Origin of the sequence: Bacillus alkalicellulosilyticus, assembly GCF_002019795.1 — a bacterium.
Classification (GTDB): Bacteria; Bacillota; Bacilli; order Bacillales; family Bacillaceae_F; genus Bacillus_AO; species Bacillus_AO alkalicellulosilyticum.
This window is the reverse complement of sequence record NZ_KV917381.1, coordinates 1,044,098-1,064,034: the sequence shown is the minus strand read 5'-3', so window position 1 is coordinate 1,064,034 and position 19,937 is coordinate 1,044,098. Positions and strand designations below refer to the sequence as shown.

The following is a 19,937-nucleotide window of genomic DNA, read 5'->3' as shown; positions in this document are numbered from 1 at the left end:
CTTATTATGCTTCAAGTCTCTTTCTACGTATTACAATGTAAGTTCCAGCTCCTGCAATGAGCAATACGATGCCTACTAAAAGAAGATTGAAGATGTTTGTGGCTGTGCTTGGAAGTAGACCTCCGCCTTTCCCATCTCCTTCTTTATCCCCTTTATCGATACTGACTGGATTTTCATTATCATCTGAATCCGTTGGTTCTTCTGAATCCACTGGTTCTGATGGCTCTGTTGGTTTTTCAGGACTTACAGGGTCCACTGGATTTGTTGGATCTTCAGGATTGACCGGGTCAACCGGGTCTGTCGGATCCACAGGGTCTACAGGGTCTGCCGGATCTACTGGGTCAGTAGGGTCCTCTCCATCCTCTTCTCCGATTTTTATCACAACTGTAGTGAGTGGTTCGATTGTAATCGATTGTGCAGATATCTCAAAACCTGTTTGTTCAGAAACCTCTTCCACTCCCGCTTCATCACTATCGACCAATACTATCCCTGATGTTATATCTTCTTCTAACGATAAAGTACGTTCATTCATATCTGCGTTTACAAACACATAATATGCCGTTCCATCTGTTGCTTCACTCCTATAAGCAACGACTAAATCTCTTTCATTTATTTCAGGTGCATCGACAAATGTAACATTGCTATCTACTAACTCTTTTGTACCCAATCTAAAAGCATCTGTTGACCTTCTTAATTCAATAAGTCCTGTCGTATATTCTCGCGTCAAATGATTAATAGGATAAGCTTCCTCATTCGTCGCTTGTTCCCAATTAAACATATTAATGATATCCGTAGAGTCATAGGAATCATGAATAAAATAAGGATAGGTGAACGGATTTCCATTTTCATCTACCATATATGTTTCTTTTTGTTCAGGTACACCATCAGTTCTCCATTGTTTAGTTCGACCAAACTCTTGACCAGCATGAATGAACGCCGTGCCTTGTGAAGTTAACACCATTGCATTTCCTAATCTAATACGTTGGTGGATTTCTTCCTGATGGAATTCAGGGTCCTTTTTAATGGATTGAGCAATGACATCATGCAATGTTAAATTATCATGAGCTTCAATGTAAGGAACGACATCACCTGGGTCATCCGCAACAAAATTATGTGGTTGTGCTTTAATATTGTCAAAGATTTGTTGGACATTTCGAGCGCCACCTGTAATAAAGCGTGGTTGTCCCTCACTTCCAAATCCTGATTTTAACTCGTTTCTAAACTCATCGGAAAAGACCCCTACACTCTCCGTGTGCTGCATCCAATCTTGATCCGCAGCCATCACACTTTCTCCTTCATCACCGACAAATGTTCTCCAACCTTCTCCGATCATCACGATATTGGGATTGAGTTCTTTTGCTTTATCATAAGCAATTTGAATGCTTTCTGCATCATGGTCACCCATCATATCAAAACGGAAACCATCAACTTTATATTCATCCACCCAATACGTAATCGAATCTACTAAAATTCTTCTAGCCATTTCATGAGTTGTTCCTAGGCGACCTCCACCAAAACTAGTACGTGGAGTTCCATCAGAATCCATAAAATGATAGTAATTAGGAACTAAGTCCTCGAATATTTCGACTCTAGCTGTATGGTTATAGACAACATCTAGGATAACGCCCATTCCACGCTTATGGATTTCATCAACCAAGATTTTAAATTCTTCAATTCTTCTTTCAGGATTGTCCGGGTTGTCTGAATACATCCCTGATAAAGAAAAATAACTATGTGGGTCATAGCCCCAGTTGTAATTATTGTCTTGTGCTGAGTAATGCATTTCTCTCTCGTCATTAATAAATTCATTACCCCAGAAATAACTCATTACTGGTAGTAGCTGAATATGTGTTACACCTAAGTCTTCAATATAATCTAATTTATCAATGAATGCCGTAAACGTACCAAACTGGGCATTTAAATCAGATTCGATTGAAGGATCTACGGTAAAATCTCTTACATGTACTTCATAAATAATCGCATCCTCACGCTTTTCAAATCCTTCAATTTGAGCAAAGTCTAATTGCGGTCCAATAGCAGAAGGATTAACTATTGCTGCTTTTCCAATAGGGTAATCCCCGAAGTTATCCCAAGTTGCCATTGATTTCGCATATGGATCCAGAGCTAAGACCGTTTCTTCCCCATGTGTAATTTCATAATGGTAGAAATAATTTCTTACAGAAACAAGACCTGTATTTTCTTGATTGAGAGTCACTTCCCAGACGCCACGGTCTCCTTGAGTCATTTGAACTTTTCCAATGACTTCGTTTTGGTCATCTTTATCATAAAGAATGACAGCTACATCATTAGCAGTAGGAGACCATAATTTAATAGTTGCTGTTCCATCGGCGTGAAGTGTGGCACCAAGCTCACCTGTATATCCATACATTTCATCAATCATTCTCCATCCTGAAGTGATTGTTACGGTTTTCCCGTCAAATGTCACTTCAAAAGGAGCTTGGTCAAGATTCAAATCAAGCGAAATCTCAACTGTCTTATCGTTTTTTATAGTAACACTATTAATTGTAAGTACATTTCCTTCACGGTCTTTAATTTGAAGCTGCTCTAGCAATTCTTCTTCCACTAACCCTTTTGTGCTTGTAAAGTTTAATAGTATTTTATTAGTAGAGAGAACTTCACCAGAGATAAGACCTGTTGGAGTATCTCCAAATGGTGAAATATACACAGTTTGATCTCCTTCTTTAATAAACAATTGGTTATAGTCTTCAAGAAGAGAAAATGACATATCCCCACTTTGATTTCCATTGTTACGATTGACTACAAGAAAACCAATTTTCTTAGCATCTTCGAGTATATTAATATCAACATATGCCCCGTAACGACCAACTTGGTCAAAAGGAGTTGCCCCAGAAGGCCAATTAGCCGAAGGACTTACAACATCATCCCACGTCCATAATCCTAAGTTATCGTATTGACCGTCATCTTTGACATAATGAATTCGAACCGTATTTTCAGGAAGATTAACAGGTTCATATGTATACACTTTGTCAGAACCTTGCGTAATCCATATTTCATTAATGTCCGCAGAGGTAATCACATAACTTTTATCTCCACCATCTTTTGCTTCATTCTCTCGGTTCACGACTAAGAAACCGATTTGAGATGCACCACTCGCTAATTCTATATCAACGTATCCATCCTGACTGCCTTCTACTTGGATAAAAGGAGTTGCTCCCGATGGCCAATTATCAGAGCCATCTTTGACATCACCCCACGTCCAAAGACCCCAATTATCAAAATCATTGTCATCTCTTTGATAGTGAATTCGCAGAGTGTTTTCCGCTATTTCTGTAGAGGCTACAACTACCTCTTCATCTTCAGTGGTAGCGTTTACAGAAACATAACTAAATGGTGATAGTGTCAGTAAAAAAACCATCATGATGATACCAAGATTATTCATTGTCTTCCTCACATGTTATCCCTCCCAATTTATAAATAAATGCTTACCTTGCGCAAACAGTTGCACAAATGCTCATACTCACCTCCTTTCATGTTTATAATCCTAACTCCTAAAAAGAAAAAACAGTTACTTATTGCTCTCAATTTACCAAGGGGAATTCGACAAAAATAGAGTTTATTTGTATGTTTCATAATTTTTAGTAACTGAGTTAAAAGTCATGAACTAAAGTGAAATTTATACTTTAAATTAATGCAAACGGTTTCATAAGTTAATAGTAATGGACATTTGTAACCGTTGTCAATACCAATCTTGGTTATCATTTCCTCTCTACACTAGAAAAACAGCACTGTTATTTGATTGCCGACGATACGGAAGCTTTATAAGAAATCAATGCGAGGCTCTTTTGGTTAACGCCTAGTAAGCAATGTCGAACTATTCAAATAAAAAAACGCCGGAAGACCGACGTTAAAATACCACTTGAACAAAGTAAATAATCGCTGTTATCGTAAATGCACTGAAAATAGTTGACGATAAAACTATCTGTGATGAAAATTCTGGATGATTATCATATTCAATGTCTAGTAAAACAACATTAACGGCTGTTGGAACAGCACTCGATATAATCAATACTTGAGCGATTACACCTGATAAATCCATCGCATATACAATCAAAAGAGCAATACCAGGAGATAAAACCAATCGAATGATATTGATAGGAATTAATTGTGGGCTTGTTAACTTCCAACTGATATTTCCTAACTGAAGTCCTAGGGTTAGTAAAGCAAGTGCTATAAAGCCATTTGCAATATAATCGAGAGGGATTTCGACGGCTTGTGGCAACGGAATCGCTAAATAATGAAACACCATCCCTAAAAATATAGCATAAAGTACAGGTAGTTTAAGCAATCCCACAGCTAGCTCCTTCTTTGTTTTTTTACCAGAATTGATAGTAATCATTCCAACGGTATAAGGAATGAGAGTTTGAAACACGACAATAATCACTTGAATGGATAACGCCAATGAATTTCCAGGAAACACTAACAGGATTAAAGGTAATCCATAGTTTCCACTGTTATAAAATAGTACGCTATTAAAGAAAGTTGGAATTTTTTTTGACTCCACTTTAGCCAGTTTGATATACAGTAGTACAATGACCGTTAATACTAAATACAGTATAAAAACAAACAGGAAAATATCACGCAAGATACTATACGAGATATCTAGACGATATAATTGAATAAAAACAACTGCAGGGATGTAAACCGTAAATAATAGTTTGGCGAATATCTTTACATCAAAATGATATTTTTTCTGTAATATAACCCCAATCGCAACAAGAATGAATAAAGGTAATATGTTTGACTGAAAGATATGCAAGATAATAGACAAAATAAACTCCTTACTGAGCAACCGTAGCGAACTCTGTTGATGTAGTTAAGTATAGCGAATCCTTATCAGTTTGTCTTTGGAATAGAACAATGTCCTGAGGAATACAAACAAAAAAGGATGGGACAGAACTTGCTAAAACATCTGCACTGGCTTCACTCGCCACAAAGCCCGTTGTGAGAAACTCACTCACAACGGACTTTAAAAGATAGTGGCGGTTTCGCTCATTGCTTAGAGGGTGTGACAAAAGGTTAAAAAACAACCTTTTGTCACACCCTCTCCCTCTATTAATTCATGTTCTCTTTTCTTCGTAAAGATACATACAGGCAAGCTCCCATCATAAATAACAACATCCCAACGAGCATGAAGTTATATACCGTTGTTGCTGTAACTGGTAGTTTCGCTCCTTTTTTCGGCGATCCAGTTTCTTCTTTCTCGTTACCAAGCTTCGGTCCGTTGTCTCCGTTACCTGGGTTTTTCACAGGCTTCGGTACAACTTGTCCCGGAGGTGTTGGTTTTCCTTCTCCCGGAGGATTTGGCTTCGTTCCTTGTCCTGGCGGGTTTGGTGTATTTCCATCTCCATTTCCAGGTTGGCTTGGACCTTGACCTGGAGGTGTCGGATTATTATCCACTGGTGGTTCTGACCCACCTGGAGGTGTCGGATTATTGTCTAATGGTGGTTCTGACCCACCTGGAGGAGTTGAATTGTCGTTTTCTTCTACAATTCTTCCTTCTACCGTTGCATATGCAACCCCAACCTCACCAATAGTATCAAGATATTCTGTAAACACATCATAGTCTGGTATAAATAATTCTGTCATTCTTCCATCTTCTTTTGCTTGTTTCATAACAGTGAACCCGTCTCCACCATCAGCTAAGAAAGCATTTGTTGCAACTACATAAAGAGCTGTTGGGTCGATGGCTGTATAACCAGATTCTGTTTTCACTTCAATCGTTCCTACGCGCTCATTCACAGGTTTTGTTCGGTCAAACGTAAATCGTAATCCTGAAACTTGTAAAAAGCGGCCATTGCCTTCATCAATTCTACTAACACTATTTTCTAACGCTTCGCGAATCTCGTCTCCTGTCATATCCAAGGTTACGAGATTGTTGGCAAACGGCATAACCGTTAGGACATCGCCTAAAGTAATGTTCCCTTGGTTAATAGAAGCACGAATGCCTCCTGAGTTTTGTAAAGCAATTGTCGCTTGCGTAGATTGCTGTGCTTTCCAAAGCATTCCATCTGTAATCAGATTTCCAAGATTTGTTTCCTTTGAACGAACGTTTCCTCGTTCACCGTCAAGATGAACTTGAGTGTAACCAACGACCGTTCGTTTTAATTCTTCAATCGGTTCTTCTAACTCAGCTAATCTCGCTGCAGCAACTGGATCCTCATCATAATCATTAACAACAAGTAATTTTCCGTCCCAATGTTGAAGAACACCATTCTCGTCAAATTGAACATCAAGACGACCTAAAAATTCACTATATTCCTTAGCTTGGACGACTAAAGTTGGTTCACCATGGTCTTCAATGACTACTGGCTCATCTACTGTCGTATGACTATGTCCGCCAACGATAATATCTATGCCAGGCACTTCTTCTGCTAGTCTAATATCAAATCGATAACCTAAATGTGTTAAAGCAATGATTTTGTTTATGCCCTCGTTTTCTAACATTTCAACGGTTTGTCTAGCTTTTTCAATATAATCTTCGAAGACAATATTGTCACCTGGATTGGAAATAAACGCTGTATCCTCCGTTGTTAAACCAAAAATCCCTACTTTTTCTCCGTCAATTTCTTTAATTATCGCAGGGTACATTTTACCAGCCTCACCCGGCTTACCGATTTCTGGAATGAAAAGAGAACGTAATTCCGGTTCCTGCTCGTAATTGATATTAGAGCTGACAAATGGGAAAGTTGCTCCTTTAATAAAATCAGCCAGTACTTTTGGACCTTTATCGAACTCATGATTCCCAGGAACCATCGCATCATAGCCAGCCATGTTCATAAATTCTAAATCAGCTTGTCCTAAATATTGATTGAAAAAGAGCGTACCTGAGAACACATCTCCTGCATCAAGCAACAATGAGTTTTTCGCATCTGCACGAACAGAGTTAATAGCCGTAATTCGTCTGGCTACATTATGAAGATGAGCATGTGTATCATTTGTATGCATCACAGTTAATTCAAATGGTTGCGGTTCTTCTACAGTCTCTCCTGGATACGTGATTTCATAAATTGATAGTGTACCAGATACTTCATTTGCTGCTAACAATAGATTTTTCCCTGTTGGACTATCTTCTTTACTAATAAACATTAAGCCTTCTGTACCAAGGTCTCCTGCCTCTGTGTTTGCTGGAGCCTTTGTAAAATCTCTACTATTGTAATACGTCACAAATGTAGGATTTGCTGGATTGGTAATGTTATATACCATAATCCCACCTACACGCTCTAAGCCAACAAACGCATATGTTTGACCGTTTATATGACCGATCTTTACGTCTTCTGGTTCAGGTCCTTTGTCGTCACTTCTTGTTTCGCCGGTATTTTCTGTATGATTGGCATTAAAGTGTTGCTCCCCAACATGTTCGAGGACAATATGTTCAAAATCGCTGCCACTATCAAACACGAGTTCCATACTGCTTGCATCCCATATCGAAAATGAACGAGCCCCGAAGCTATAAAGAGCTTCATATTTACCTGCATCGTTTTTCCCAAGCTCTGAGGTTACACGAAGACGACCTAATTGACTATCTTGAAACAAACCATTTGCAACAAGCTCATCTAATTGTTCTTGTGTATATCCTGCATAATGGTCAGCATTAAGAGCTACATTGTTTTTTATTGCATTACTTCCTGCACGTTTTTCTTCTGAAAAACCAGAGTAGTCTCTTGAATCTCCTTCGTTTGCAGTTACAATATAGCGATTCCCTTGAGAATGATACATCGCAATTCCATCTGGTTGATACATCCCAAGGACAGGCCAAGGTTGAATGTTTACTTTATTATCTTTATCAGACGCATCCAAGCCATTTTCAGAGAGGGAATGGTCTTTAAAGCCTAAGCCGTGAACATGAGTAAACTGCTTTGTTTGAAGATTTAACTCGGCAATTGCGTTATTTTCTTGAAGAGCGACATAAGCCGTTTGATGATCGGGTGATACAACGATATACTCAGGCTCAAAATCCTGTGCAACTGTTGCACTTGGGCCGAATACACGCACATTTTCATCAATTTGATGAGGAGCTAAATTCGCAAATCCGACTGTTATCACATCTTCTTGCGTAACATTCGGGCCATTGGTAACATCAATTATAGAAACTGACCCTTCTGGATCAATCGTATAGCTATCGTTAGGTTCACCTTCATTTGCGACTAAGATCGTGTTTCCATCTGGAGTAAAGGTAAGCATGTCAGGGAGTGCTCCAACTTCAACATGTGTCAATACATCACCGTTGCTAGTAGCAATGACAACTCGCCCATTGTCTGTTCTTGGATGAGCAGGTACTGCAAATGCGATAAAGTCTCCATGTGGATGAACGGCAATCGAGGTAATGTCACCGATAACAAAACCAGCTCCTAAATCTAAATCAAGGACATGAATTCTCTTTTTCAATGGTAACTCAAGGTTATACGGATTCGTTAGGTCTACGATATCAATCGCACTGTAGGCTCCATTGGCAATGTATGCTTGATTAGTGGCTGGATGAAACACAACGATTTCAGCACCACTCTTTTCAAAACCAGCTTGACTGTTATAGCGACCGATTAAGTTCAATTGTAATTCTTGTGTACCGAAATAGTCTTTTGTATGTACAGCTGAATCTTCCTCAACTGGAATCTCAGTTGTATTTTCGTTCGTGCTGTTTTCTTCCAGATTACTTTCTTCTGTAATACTCTCTTCTTCAGTTGTCTCATCTGATTGAACAAGAGATTCTTCTTGGATGCTTGTCCATTCACTATTTTCATCTTCTGTTGAGCTTGCTTCCAATTCTACTAGATTAGTTTCTTCAACTTCACTAGCTTCATCCGTTATTTCTGGCAACTGTTCTGCCCCCAACGAAGGTGTTGCCATATTCACTAGAATTAATACGATAAGTACCGAACATATACGCTTTTTCCACTTCTTACTCACATTACTTCCTCCTAGACTCAAATTCTACTCTATTGTAGTAAAGGATTAATTAGGAAGTATGAATATTGTAAAAATAATGTAAATTTTTTCACACATTTTTGTTATATTTTTAAGTCCTCTTTCCGTTAAGAAAAAAATCTCTTACAGAAAGGGGCTATGACAGAACTAGCTAAAACAACTGCAATGGCTTCACTCGCCACAAATCCCGTTCTGAGAAACCCACTCACTTCAGCAATTTGTGAAAAAAGACTCACTACTTGCTATAAAAGATGGTGGCGGTTTCGCTCATTGCTTAGAGGGTGGGACAAAAGGTAAAAACCACCTTTTGCCCCACCCTCCTGGTATTACACTTTTGCTTCTTCTTTCTTAAAGAAGCTCTTCATTGCATGATAGACGTCTGCTTTTTCTTTTAGAATAAAATAACGGAAACGTTCATCTTTAATGTTTTTATAAGCACTCATTAGTGTGGAGTGACGGCTGTATTGATTGACTTCACCATAGCCAAACATACTCGATAATTCCATTAATTCATTGACAAGCTTTAGACATCTTGCATTGTCGGATGTTAAATTGTCACCATCGGAAAAGTGGAAAGGATATATGTTATATTGCTTCGGGTCATATTTTTGGTCAATGAGTTCAAGTGCTTTGCGATAGGCTGAGGAGCAAATCGTTCCGCCACTTTCTCCCTTGGAAAAAAAATCTTCTTCAGAAACGACTTTCGCTTCCGTGTGGTGAGCAATGAACTCAATTTCCACGGTCTCATATTTCGTTCGTAGAAAACGGGTCATCCAGAAGAAAAAGCTCCTTGTCATATATTTTTCCCAGCGGCCCATGGAACCACTTGTATCCATCATTGCTAGCACAACTGCTTTTGATTCCGGACGAACTTTTTCATTCCATGTTTTAAAGCGTAAATCATCATTATAGATTGGAGTTAGTCCTGGACGTCCTTCTAATGCATTTCTTTTAATGGCAGTTAATATGGTTCGTCTTTTATCAATATTACCCATAAGACCTTTTTTACGAATGTCGTTGAATTCAATATCCTCTACAATAATTTCATCTTGTTCTTTTTGTTGTAAGTTAGGAAGCTCTAACTCTTTGAACAACATATCTTGGAGCTCCATGATTGATACTTCTGCTTCAAAGAAATCCTCACCTGCTTTATCTCCTGCCCCTTGCCCTTTACCGGGACCTTGTTGTTGCCTTGCAGCATTTGGGTCTCTAGCGACTACATCGCCGACTTTGCTATCTCCTTTTCCTTGACCGACATGCTTTGTTTTATCATAGTTGTATCGGATCTTATATTCATCTAATGAGCGAATCGGTATTTTAATGACATCTCGGCCATTGGACATAATAATGTTTTCCTCACTGACTAAATCAGGTAAGTTTTTTCTAATGGCATCTTGCACCTTTTCCTGATGCCTACGCTGGTCCTGTTTTCCTTTACGGTGAAGGGACCAATTCTCCTGAGAAACAACATAATTATAATCATTTTTCTTTGTCATGCGAATCCCCTCCTTGACATTCTTTTTCTCTCAAATGATCGTGTACTATTAGTCAATGAACAGGCACATTTTTTATTGATTATTCATATACTGTTGTTGTGACATGAACGACTCATGTCCTTTTTCATGTGTAAAAAAGTGGCTTACTTTATCCTATGCAACGAGACAAGAGAGTTGCTAATAAATTCTGACAAATCCAAACCTTATCGTGGACATGTAGGCTTTCTCTTGTCGAATCGATAGAAGTATTGTCTTGTTTTCTCGCATCACATTTCCTTGTTTGACAAACCGTAGTCCGACTTGGTAAATTGTAAAAACATCTTTGATTAAAATTGTACATAAATGAAACTAAAGTGAATGGAAATTCGTCATATATACTAGCAACATTTTTGGATTCAAATGACCACATACGGGGTACATATACTATGAACTTTATAAAATAAAATTCAAAACCAAGGTGATGGGAATATGAATAAATTATTCTTACATGTATTTATAATTTTGTTACTTTCTCTTTTCGCAAGTATGACTATTTATGCTGAAGATACCTATACCGTTGGTTCTGTGCAGAGTGAACAAACTGAAATTTCATCAACCATTGAAGGTGAAAAGTATGTTCAACAATTTACACAGCAGCTAGTTGCTCCAGACCAAACGTGGACTATATCATTTACGAGTGGGATTAACGGGGATTCGATTACAGATGAGAGTTTATATATTGTTGATTCAAAGGGTTTAAAAGTAGAAACACTAGTTATTTTTGATGGAAACAACAATGTCACTATATTGCCTCCTAGAGATGGCTATCAACCATTAGAGAAGTATCAAATATTTATTAAGGATATTCGTTCGGCACGTGGTGAAAAGCTAGCTAAAAACTATCAACTCAGCTTTACCATCCAAAGTAATTACGAAGGGATTCAGGCACCTGCTAACACGTCCAACCAAGGCTGGTTGATTGGATTTTCTGGTGAGTTCATTGAGGGATTACAACCGGAAACTGAATTTGAAACAGAGCCAGACTTCTCATTTGATACATCATCACAAGATTATTCTCCCACCCCACAAGAGGAACAAATAGTGTCTAACCTAAGCTTTGAATCTGACGCTGATGCAAAAACAGAACCAATGCCAATCCTTTACCGTTTACGCTCAATTTTTTTATTCTAGATACAAAAGAGGGTGATACAAAAGGTTGTTTGCCTTTTGTATCACTCCCTAAGCAATGAACGAAACCTGTATCACTTTATAAAGTATTGATTATTCTCATTAACATTTTAAACCGTAGACCTTATTAAGGAAGAAATACTGACTTTATTAATAAGTCTACAGATTATAATTGTTGCAGCTATCACAGCACAATAAACCAATAGTATTGAATACAAGAAGTAACTCAAATAAAGCGCTACTTCACCATACAAAGGTTGCGTTACAAAAAGAGCTAACACTAGAACCAAAACTAACAAATTGGAAATTGTTACATAAACAGTTATTTCAAGAAAAAACATTAGATTAAGTTGCTTTTTTGTGATCCCTAATGCTCTTAAAGTTCCCCACTCTCTTTGCTTCAGTAAAAACCTTCCATAGACAACAGCGATAATACTTATTATCGAAAAACTAACTGTAGATATAAAAAGAAAAGAGCTTAAAACCTTAAATACTGTTGAATTATTATTTTCTTCACTTGCAAGCTCCGGAATCGATTGATATAAACTTCCAGGAATAGGAGAAACTATTTCTTTTGTTTTGATTTCAATATCATGAAGCTCCTTTTGATTAACTTTTTCATGCATATATACAATAACTTCAGAGAATCCAGGGAAAATACTTAGTTCTTTATTGACGCTCTCGTGGAATACGATTGTAATTCTACTACTTTCCTTCGTTATATTCTCATTGATATCAAGAGAAAAACGTGACGGAATCACATTTGTAACTGTAAAGTCCCACTCTCTATAACTAATCTCATCAAAGTTATTAACGTTTATAAGTTGACCAAGTTTTATTATATCTCCCGTTATAATTCCAGGTGATTTCTCTTCTATCGCATCATTTATTGGAAAAAAAATAATGGCTGATGGGTTGTTTTGTAAGTCGTGTATATGTAACTCCCCATTAAAATATTGCACATTTAATTTTTCCATTTCGATGTCGTTCAATGGTATAAAATCCACATTTGGAATGACCTGCAAATCATTTGCTATTCCAAGTTCATTTCGAGAAGGTAACCTTTTTTCAACAGAATCAGAAAATATGAAATCATCTACCCAGTTTTTCAAAAAAATACTTGACTGTAATTGGTTATTAGTCACTAAAAGACTTACACCATCAGTCATTGGTCTCTTATCCACATATTCAATACCATGAAGCTGTTCGAGTTCTTTTAGGGCACTGTTATCAAATATAGGGCCTTGTGAAAAAGGGATAGGGAATCCTTGATACTGATGTGTGAGATACCCAGTTTGTGAATTCATGTAAAAATCGACATTGGTTTCAGAAACACCCGTTGCTTCTTTAGCTAAAACTTGTCCTAAAAACATAAGAAAAGTTCCTAAACTTAATGTGAAAATTATTAATACTGATTGTTTAACAGAACTATTTATTTGAATAAACAAATAATTGAGCCAGAAGGGGAAATTAGCCTTATTTATAAACTTTAATAAATTTATAGATTGCTGATTTAAAAAGCTCATATTTTCAACAATTGAGAGCTTTAATCTCAATGAGTATATTGCTCCAACTAAAATACATATAAACGTTAAAACCAACCAAATAACAAGATTTATAATGTTCCCTTTGAATAAAGAAAAAAAGACAATTGCTTCGCCAAATACAAAATTCATTAATACATTTCTTAGAAAATAACAAAGTGGTATAGCAATTAATATGCTTAAAAAAACGATAGTGAAACATTGTACTATAATTATGGTTACTATTTTACTGTTCGAAGCTCCATAGGCCCGAAAAATGGAGATTTTTTTTCGATAATTAAAATAATAGAGGTTAAAAACAAATAAAATACAAACTGTAGAAGTTACCCATAGTACCATTTGTAAAAACAGTGAAACAACTTGAGTTGTTTTTATTTTTGCTAAACTGTTAAATAGAAATTCATTTACAGCATTCTCTTGAGAATCTAAACTACCTAACATTGAATAAAAGCTTTCTTCTACTTCTTTTAGTGAACCATTATATTTAAGCATCAGATGGTAAGATGGCTCACCAAATTTAAATATGTCGTCTCTATATAAAACTATATTCGGAAAGTCATTTATTCCTTTGACTACACTTGGAGGTGTTACCCAATTCATTGAATAATCGGATAATATTCCAACCACTTCAAAGTTTTCTATTGTATCTCCGACTTTTAAATCAATTTTTGACCCAACTTTTTTCTTTTCTTGTCCACGATTTGCGTAAAATGATTCAATCGCAATTTCATTGTTTTGCGTTGGCAACCTTCCTTCAATCAGATTTATTTTTCCTAAATCTAGTGTAGAAGAATCTAACCATCCTAAAGTTTCAGGAGAATCAAATTTGTTAACATTTAAGTTCGTTGTACCAACTAATGCATACTCGCTAAGAGTATGTACTTCTTCTAATGCACTTATATACTCTCTATCATTATCAGTAATATCATGAACGATTACATGATGTTCACCATATTTCATGTGTGTTTTTTCAAGTATAGATTGGTTTATTCCTTCAATTGTTGTACTTAAAGTAATCAGTGCTAAAATTGAAAAAGATACAACAGCTGTTAAAAGAACAAACATCTTTTTTCTCTTTACTAAAGTTAAAATTGCTAACTTCCAAATACCCATAATTTTCCACCCTTAACGCAGTTTGAGGTTACCATCTTCCATTTCATATATATAGTCAGGATTCGATATTAGATTTTCTTCATGTGTTACCAATACCAATGTCACATTGAATTTTTTGCACATATGTATTAATAATTCCGTTACTCGTTTACTATTTGTCTTATCTAAGTTGGCTGTAGGTTCATCAGCAAATATAATTTTAGGCTGATTAATAATAGCTCTTGCAATCGCAACCCGTTGTTGTTCACCACCAGACAATTCTTGCGGGAAATTTTCCAATTTTTCTTTAATACCTAATTCTGTTGCTACTTTTCTAATCTTCTCCTTATTAAAATCTTGCTTTGTAAATAGGAGTGGCAGACAAATATTATCGTACACAGATAGTTCATCAATAAGTTGAAAAAACTGAAATATATAACCAAACTCTTTTCCTCGTAATAATGATTGGTCTTTATCATTTAACTTATATATATCCCTATTTAAATAGTGGACAACTCCTTTTGTCGGTTCATCCATGCCACTTAATATATTTAGTAACGTTGATTTACCAGAACCACTTTTACCCATAATGACATGGATTGTACCCTCTGTAATATTTAAAGAAGTTGGGTGCAACGCCTTAATAGCGTTTGCACCCGGATACATTTTTGTGACATTTTCTATTCTTAGAAGTGTTTTCATTTTTACCACTACCCTACTGATTTATAGTTCCCGAACCCTGAAAGTATCTACCAGAACTCGTCCATGCCTTAACTGATACCTGATAAGTACCAGCTTTTACTATACCAATATTTTTTTGTGTTGTTCTACCATTTGCTGGAGTTTTGCTTATCGAATATCTAGTATTAAATAGATTATCTCGAGTAAATTGTAACTTGATAATCGTCTATCGTCCCACTGACTCGTCCATCAGACATATATGTTGTGGCATCAACAGTAGTAGATGTTGATTTATTTTATAGACTATGCGAAAACTATCCGAATGTTTCCCTTTGTAGCTTAAATGTATAAGATCCTGAGTAAGCATCTCCAATGTTAGGAATTAATACTACAAAACCGCTAACACAAAAACTAATAAACTTATTTTTTTCTTTTTTATTTTATTTACCTCTCAATACAAATTTTAGATTGGCCAAACTAAAATTAGTATAATGGGAAATTTTATATATTTCAACCAATTTTTACATACAAAAAGAATATTCTAATAGAATACAAACAGTTGTTTTTATTCATTAAATAGTAGAACTATATTGCCCCCATGTTATCTTTTCGTAGAAAAAAAGAGCCACCAAAGATTTCTCTTTAATGGCCCCTCGTTATCATTAGCGATTTAGTAAACTTCCTACATAACGTAATAGCTCATTTGCTGACGTTGAATTGTAACCATGCTCATCAATCAATCGGGCAATTACTTCATTTACCTTCTTTAACTGATTTTCATCTGGCGTTTTCGTGGATGTCGTAATTTTCACAATATCCTTAAGGTCAGCAAATAACTTCTTCTGGATTGCCTCACGTAATCTTTCATGAGAATTATAATCGAATTTCTTGCCCTTTCTTGCATACGCTGAAATTCGAATTAGAATTTCTTCTCGGAACGCCTTTTTCGCGTTTTCTGAAATACCAATTTGCTCTTCTATTGACCTCATCAACTTCTCATCAGGAGACATTTCCTCACCCGTTAATGGGTCCCTTAGCTTATTTTTATTGCAATAAGCTTCAACGTTGTCTAAATAATTATCCATTAGCGTTTTGGCTGATTCATCATAAGAATAAACAAATGCTTTTTGAACTTCTTTCTTGGCAATATCATCATACTCGCGTCTTGCTACAGAGATAAAGTCCATATATCGTTCTTTATCCTCTTTAGAAATCGATGCATGTTCGTTTAAGCCTTCTTTTATAGAACGAAGAACATCTAATGCACTAATTGATGTTAATTGCTTACGAATTATTGCCGAGGAAATTCGATTAATGACGTACCTAGGGTCGATACCTGTCATACCTTCGTCTGGAAACTCTTTTTTCAACTCTTCAATATCTTGTACGTTAAAACCTTCAATCATTTCACCGTTGTAAAGCTTCATTTTCTTAACTAAATCGATCCCTTGTTTTTTCGGAGGAGTTAGTCTTGTTAAAATTGTAAAAATTGCTGCAATTTTCAGGGCGTGTGGTGCGATATGAACATTCGATAAATCACTTTGTTTTATCATTTTTTGATAAATTCGTTCTTCTTCTGATACCTTAAGGTTATAAGGAACCTTCATCACAATAATTCTCGAGTGTAGTGCTTCATTCTTCTTGTTCGAGATAAAAGCTTTATACTCTGATTCATTCGTATGAGCAACAATTAACTCATCAGCTGAGATTAAAGCAAAACGTCCCGCTTTAAAATTCCCTTCCTGTGTCAGTGATAATAAGTGCCATAAAAATTTCTCATCACACTTCAACATCTCTTGAAATTCCATCAATCCACGATTTGCTTTATTTAACTCTCCATCAAAACGGTACGCCCTTGGGTCTGATTCTGAACCATATTCAGCAATCGTCGAGAAGTCAATGCTTCCTGTTAAATCGGCAATATCCTGTGATTTTGGATCGGAAGGACTGAATGTTCCAATCCCTACTCGCTTATCTTCTGAAAAGAGAATCCGTTCGACCATTACATCTTCAATACGTCCACCATATTCTTTTTCAAGCCTCATCATATTTAGCGGAGATAAGTTTCCTTCAATCTTAATCCCGTACTCATCATAAAAGCTATCTCTTAAGTGATGAGGAATTAAATGTAACGGGTCTTCATGCATTGGACAACCCGCAATGGCATAAACCGCTCCATTTTCTGTTCGTGAATATTGCTCTAACCCTCGTTTGAGCATCGCAACTAATGTTGATTTACCACCACTGACCGGCCCCATTAGCAGCAAGATTCGTTTCCTTACATCTAACCGTTTTGCAGCTGAATGAAAATATTCCTCCACAAGCTTTTCAAGGGACTCTTCCACACCAAACATTTGATCACTAAAGAAGCTATATTGTTTCTTCCCATCGACTTCCTCTACCCCTGCGTCTTTTATCATATTGTACACACGGGAATGTGCCGTTTGAGCAATCTGCGGGTTTTCCTTTACAAGTTCAAGATATTCGGCAAAGGTACCGCGCCAAGTTAGTTTTTTCTCTTCATCTCTATACTCTTTTATCCGATGTAATATATCCATGCGGCTCCTCCTCTCAAGTGGACCTTTAGATGGTTTAATTCATCCTATGCACGGATTTCACTGAACATGCCCGCACATTTTTGAGACTAAACTATGGACTAGCTTATTTTTTCATACTGTCTTTCCTCTCGTTTTACCAATCTTTCAATCTAGTTTTTAACCAAGCAGTAAGGTATGATAAGAAGGACTAACTAATGGGATGAGTGCATGTCTATGAGAAAAGCAACCGGTTTTTTTATAACTATCATACTTTTTTTACTTTTCATTATCGTGTTATTTCACGTTACCGAAGAATCTGCTAATATTCGCTCAGTTGGAGCTGTAATAGATGAACGTGTAAAAGTTGATGCAATTACATTGTCTAATAATAGTTTTATTCTAGACCGAAACAAGTCTGTTGTATCTGAAATCTATAACGATGAAAACCGTATTTATACACCCTATCATCAAATCCCAGCTCAAGTCATTGATGCGTTCATCGCTACAGAAGACAGGCGTTTTTTTGAACATAAAGGCTATGACCCATCAGGAATGGCAAGAGCCTTCATGATTAATATGAAATCCAATTCGATAGAACAAGGGGCTAGCACGGTTACTCAACAATTGGTCCGTAATCTATATGTTGGTCATGAACAAACCTATGACCGTAAATTTAGTGAACTACTATATGCCTTTAAATTAGAGGAAATGTATAGTAAAGAAGAAATTATTGAATTCTATCTTAACTCAATCTTTTTTCACAATGGGGTATATGGATTTGGAACGGCAAGCCACTTTTACTTTAGTAAACCGATTGACCAACTAACCTTGGCTGAAATAGCTTTTTTAACAGCCATTCCAAACAACCCAACTCATTATGACCCATTAAAAAATAAGAAAAACACATTAGCAAGACAGGAATGGATTCTTCAAAAAATGCTAGAAGAAGACGTAATTACTGAAAAGGAATTCAAAAAAGCTCTAAGCGAAAAGATAAATCTAGTTACTTCACGAAGAATTGATACTCATCCAGATTATGTGACTTATATTCATCATGAGTTTAAACAGCTTATCTCAAAAGTCGAAGGCTACCAAGACAGAGTTGTTCAAGCAACTGAGAAGGAACGAAATAGTATTCATGAACAATTACAGAATCGAATAGACGAATTATACCGAAGTGGGATTATCATTGAGACATCGCTTGATCCACTTGTGCAAAATAAAGTTATTTCGTCATTTAATCGTCATTTGCCTGAGGATGTTCAAGGGGCAGCTGCCATAGTTGACCATTCTTCTCAGCAGTTGATCGCTCTTACTGGAGGTAAGGACTACCGAAAATTTGATTTTCATAGAGGTTTTCAAACGTTTCGTCAGCCTGGTTCGACGATAAAACCTTTACTAGTCTATGCTCCTTATTTAGACCAAAATGATGTACCATTGAAAACAAAAGTGAATTCAAATGATGTTTGTTTTGGAGACTATTGTCCTAAAAACTACGGTGGAAAACAATATGGAAATGTCACGATAACAACAGCGTTTAAATACTCTTTAAATACACCAGCCGTTCGTATGTTGGACCAATTAGGAGTGAACAAAGGATTTTCTTATTTAGAGCAATTCAATTTCAGCAGAATGCAACCTGAGGATTACCGCTTACCTTCGGCGTTAGGTGGATTAACTGTGGGGATTTCTCCGTTAGAATTGACTAATGCCTATACGACATTTGCCAATGATGGTATTTTTCAACCAGCTTATGGCATACAAAGAGTGACCGACTTAGAGGGCAATGTGTTATATGAATGGCCTCAATCACCAAAACAAGTATGGAAAGAAAGCACAAACGGAAAAATGAGGGAATTGCTTCAACAAGTAGTCTTAGACGGCACAGCCACAAAGGCACAACTTTCTACAACAGGGTATATCGGTGGCAAAACAGGAACAACAAACCAGTTTCACGATTTATGGTTTGTTGGATTAACCGATGACTACACTGCGGGCGTGTGGGTAGGAAAAGACACACCGGGAAGCATAGAAAGCATTAACTCAAAAAGCCCTCACCTTCTCATCTGGAAAGATATTATGAACTAAGGAAAACGATTGATTTACAATAATACTTTTGAGGTCTTCATCTTAATGCTGAAGACCTCTTTCTATGTGTTCCACTTGCGTTAGGGCTTTCATTGATTGTATGAACGACTTTTCTGCTACTTCTCCCTTGCGTTAGGGCCTTCATCGGCTCCATGAACGACTTTTCTCGCTCTTCTCGCATACGTTGCGGCCTTCATCGGCTTTATGAACGACTTTTCTCGCTCTTCTCCCTTGCGTTAGGGCCTTCATCGGCTTTATGAACGACTTTTCTCGCTCTTCTCGCATACGTTGCGGCCTTCATCGGCTCCATGAACGACTTTTCCGCTTACCTCACTGAAAAAATAGGACCTACCGAACGGGATTGTCCC

Annotated in this window: 9 protein-coding genes; 2 read left to right on the top strand and 7 right to left on the bottom strand. The window is 36.8% G+C overall.

Annotation, left to right across the window (positions count from 1 at the left end; all coding sequences use genetic code 11):
• Positions 1-4 precede the first annotated feature (4 nt).
• From BK585_RS05485 to yhbH, 4 genes are all read right to left on the bottom strand, one after another.
• Positions 5-3,433 (bottom strand): pullulanase, encoded by a 3,429-nt coding sequence (locus BK585_RS05485; RefSeq protein WP_281248876.1) that lies wholly within the window; start codon positions 3,431-3,433, stop codon positions 5-7.
• Positions 3,434-3,886: 453 nt separating this feature from the next.
• Positions 3,887-4,810, bottom strand: a complete 924-nt coding sequence (locus BK585_RS05480; protein ID WP_078552457.1) for an AEC family transporter — start codon at positions 4,808-4,810, stop codon at positions 3,887-3,889.
• 284 nt (positions 4,811-5,094) lie between these two features.
• Positions 5,095-8,946, bottom strand: coding sequence for a choice-of-anchor I family protein (locus BK585_RS24400; protein WP_078552454.1), 3,852 nt, complete (start codon positions 8,944-8,946; stop codon positions 5,095-5,097).
• A gap of 344 nt (positions 8,947-9,290) precedes the next feature.
• A complete protein-coding gene (gene yhbH / locus BK585_RS05465) occupies positions 9,291-10,460 on the bottom strand; it encodes a sporulation protein YhbH (protein WP_078552452.1) in 1,170 nt (389 codons plus the stop codon).
• Positions 10,461-10,928: 468 nt separating this feature from the next.
• Here yhbH and BK585_RS05460 point away from each other — a divergent pair, with 468 nt between their 5' ends.
• Positions 10,929-11,630 (top strand): Ig-like domain-containing domain, encoded by a 702-nt coding sequence (locus BK585_RS05460; protein ID WP_078552450.1) that lies wholly within the window; start codon positions 10,929-10,931, stop codon positions 11,628-11,630.
• Between the two features lie 107 nt (positions 11,631-11,737).
• Here BK585_RS05460 and BK585_RS05455 read toward each other — a convergent pair whose 3' ends face one another.
• The 3 genes from BK585_RS05455 to BK585_RS05445 form a co-directional block, all read right to left on the bottom strand.
• Positions 11,738-14,284, bottom strand: a complete 2,547-nt coding sequence (locus tag BK585_RS05455; RefSeq protein WP_078552448.1) for an ABC transporter permease — start codon at positions 14,282-14,284, stop codon at positions 11,738-11,740.
• Between the two features lie 12 nt (positions 14,285-14,296).
• Complete coding sequence (locus BK585_RS05450) at positions 14,297-14,965, bottom strand: ABC transporter ATP-binding protein (RefSeq protein WP_078552446.1); 669 nt, start codon at positions 14,963-14,965, stop codon at positions 14,297-14,299.
• A 641-nt stretch (positions 14,966-15,606) separates the two neighbouring features.
• Complete coding sequence (locus BK585_RS05445) at positions 15,607-17,502, bottom strand: PrkA family serine protein kinase (RefSeq protein ID WP_078552444.1); 1,896 nt, start codon at positions 17,500-17,502, stop codon at positions 15,607-15,609.
• Positions 17,503-17,709: 207 nt separating this feature from the next.
• On the opposite strand from BK585_RS05445, the gene BK585_RS05440 reads away from it, so the two are divergent.
• On the top strand, positions 17,710-19,569 hold the full coding sequence (locus tag BK585_RS05440; RefSeq protein ID WP_245805787.1) for a transglycosylase domain-containing protein: 1,860 nt from the start codon (positions 17,710-17,712) through the stop codon (positions 19,567-19,569).
• Positions 19,570-19,937 lie beyond the last annotated feature (368 nt).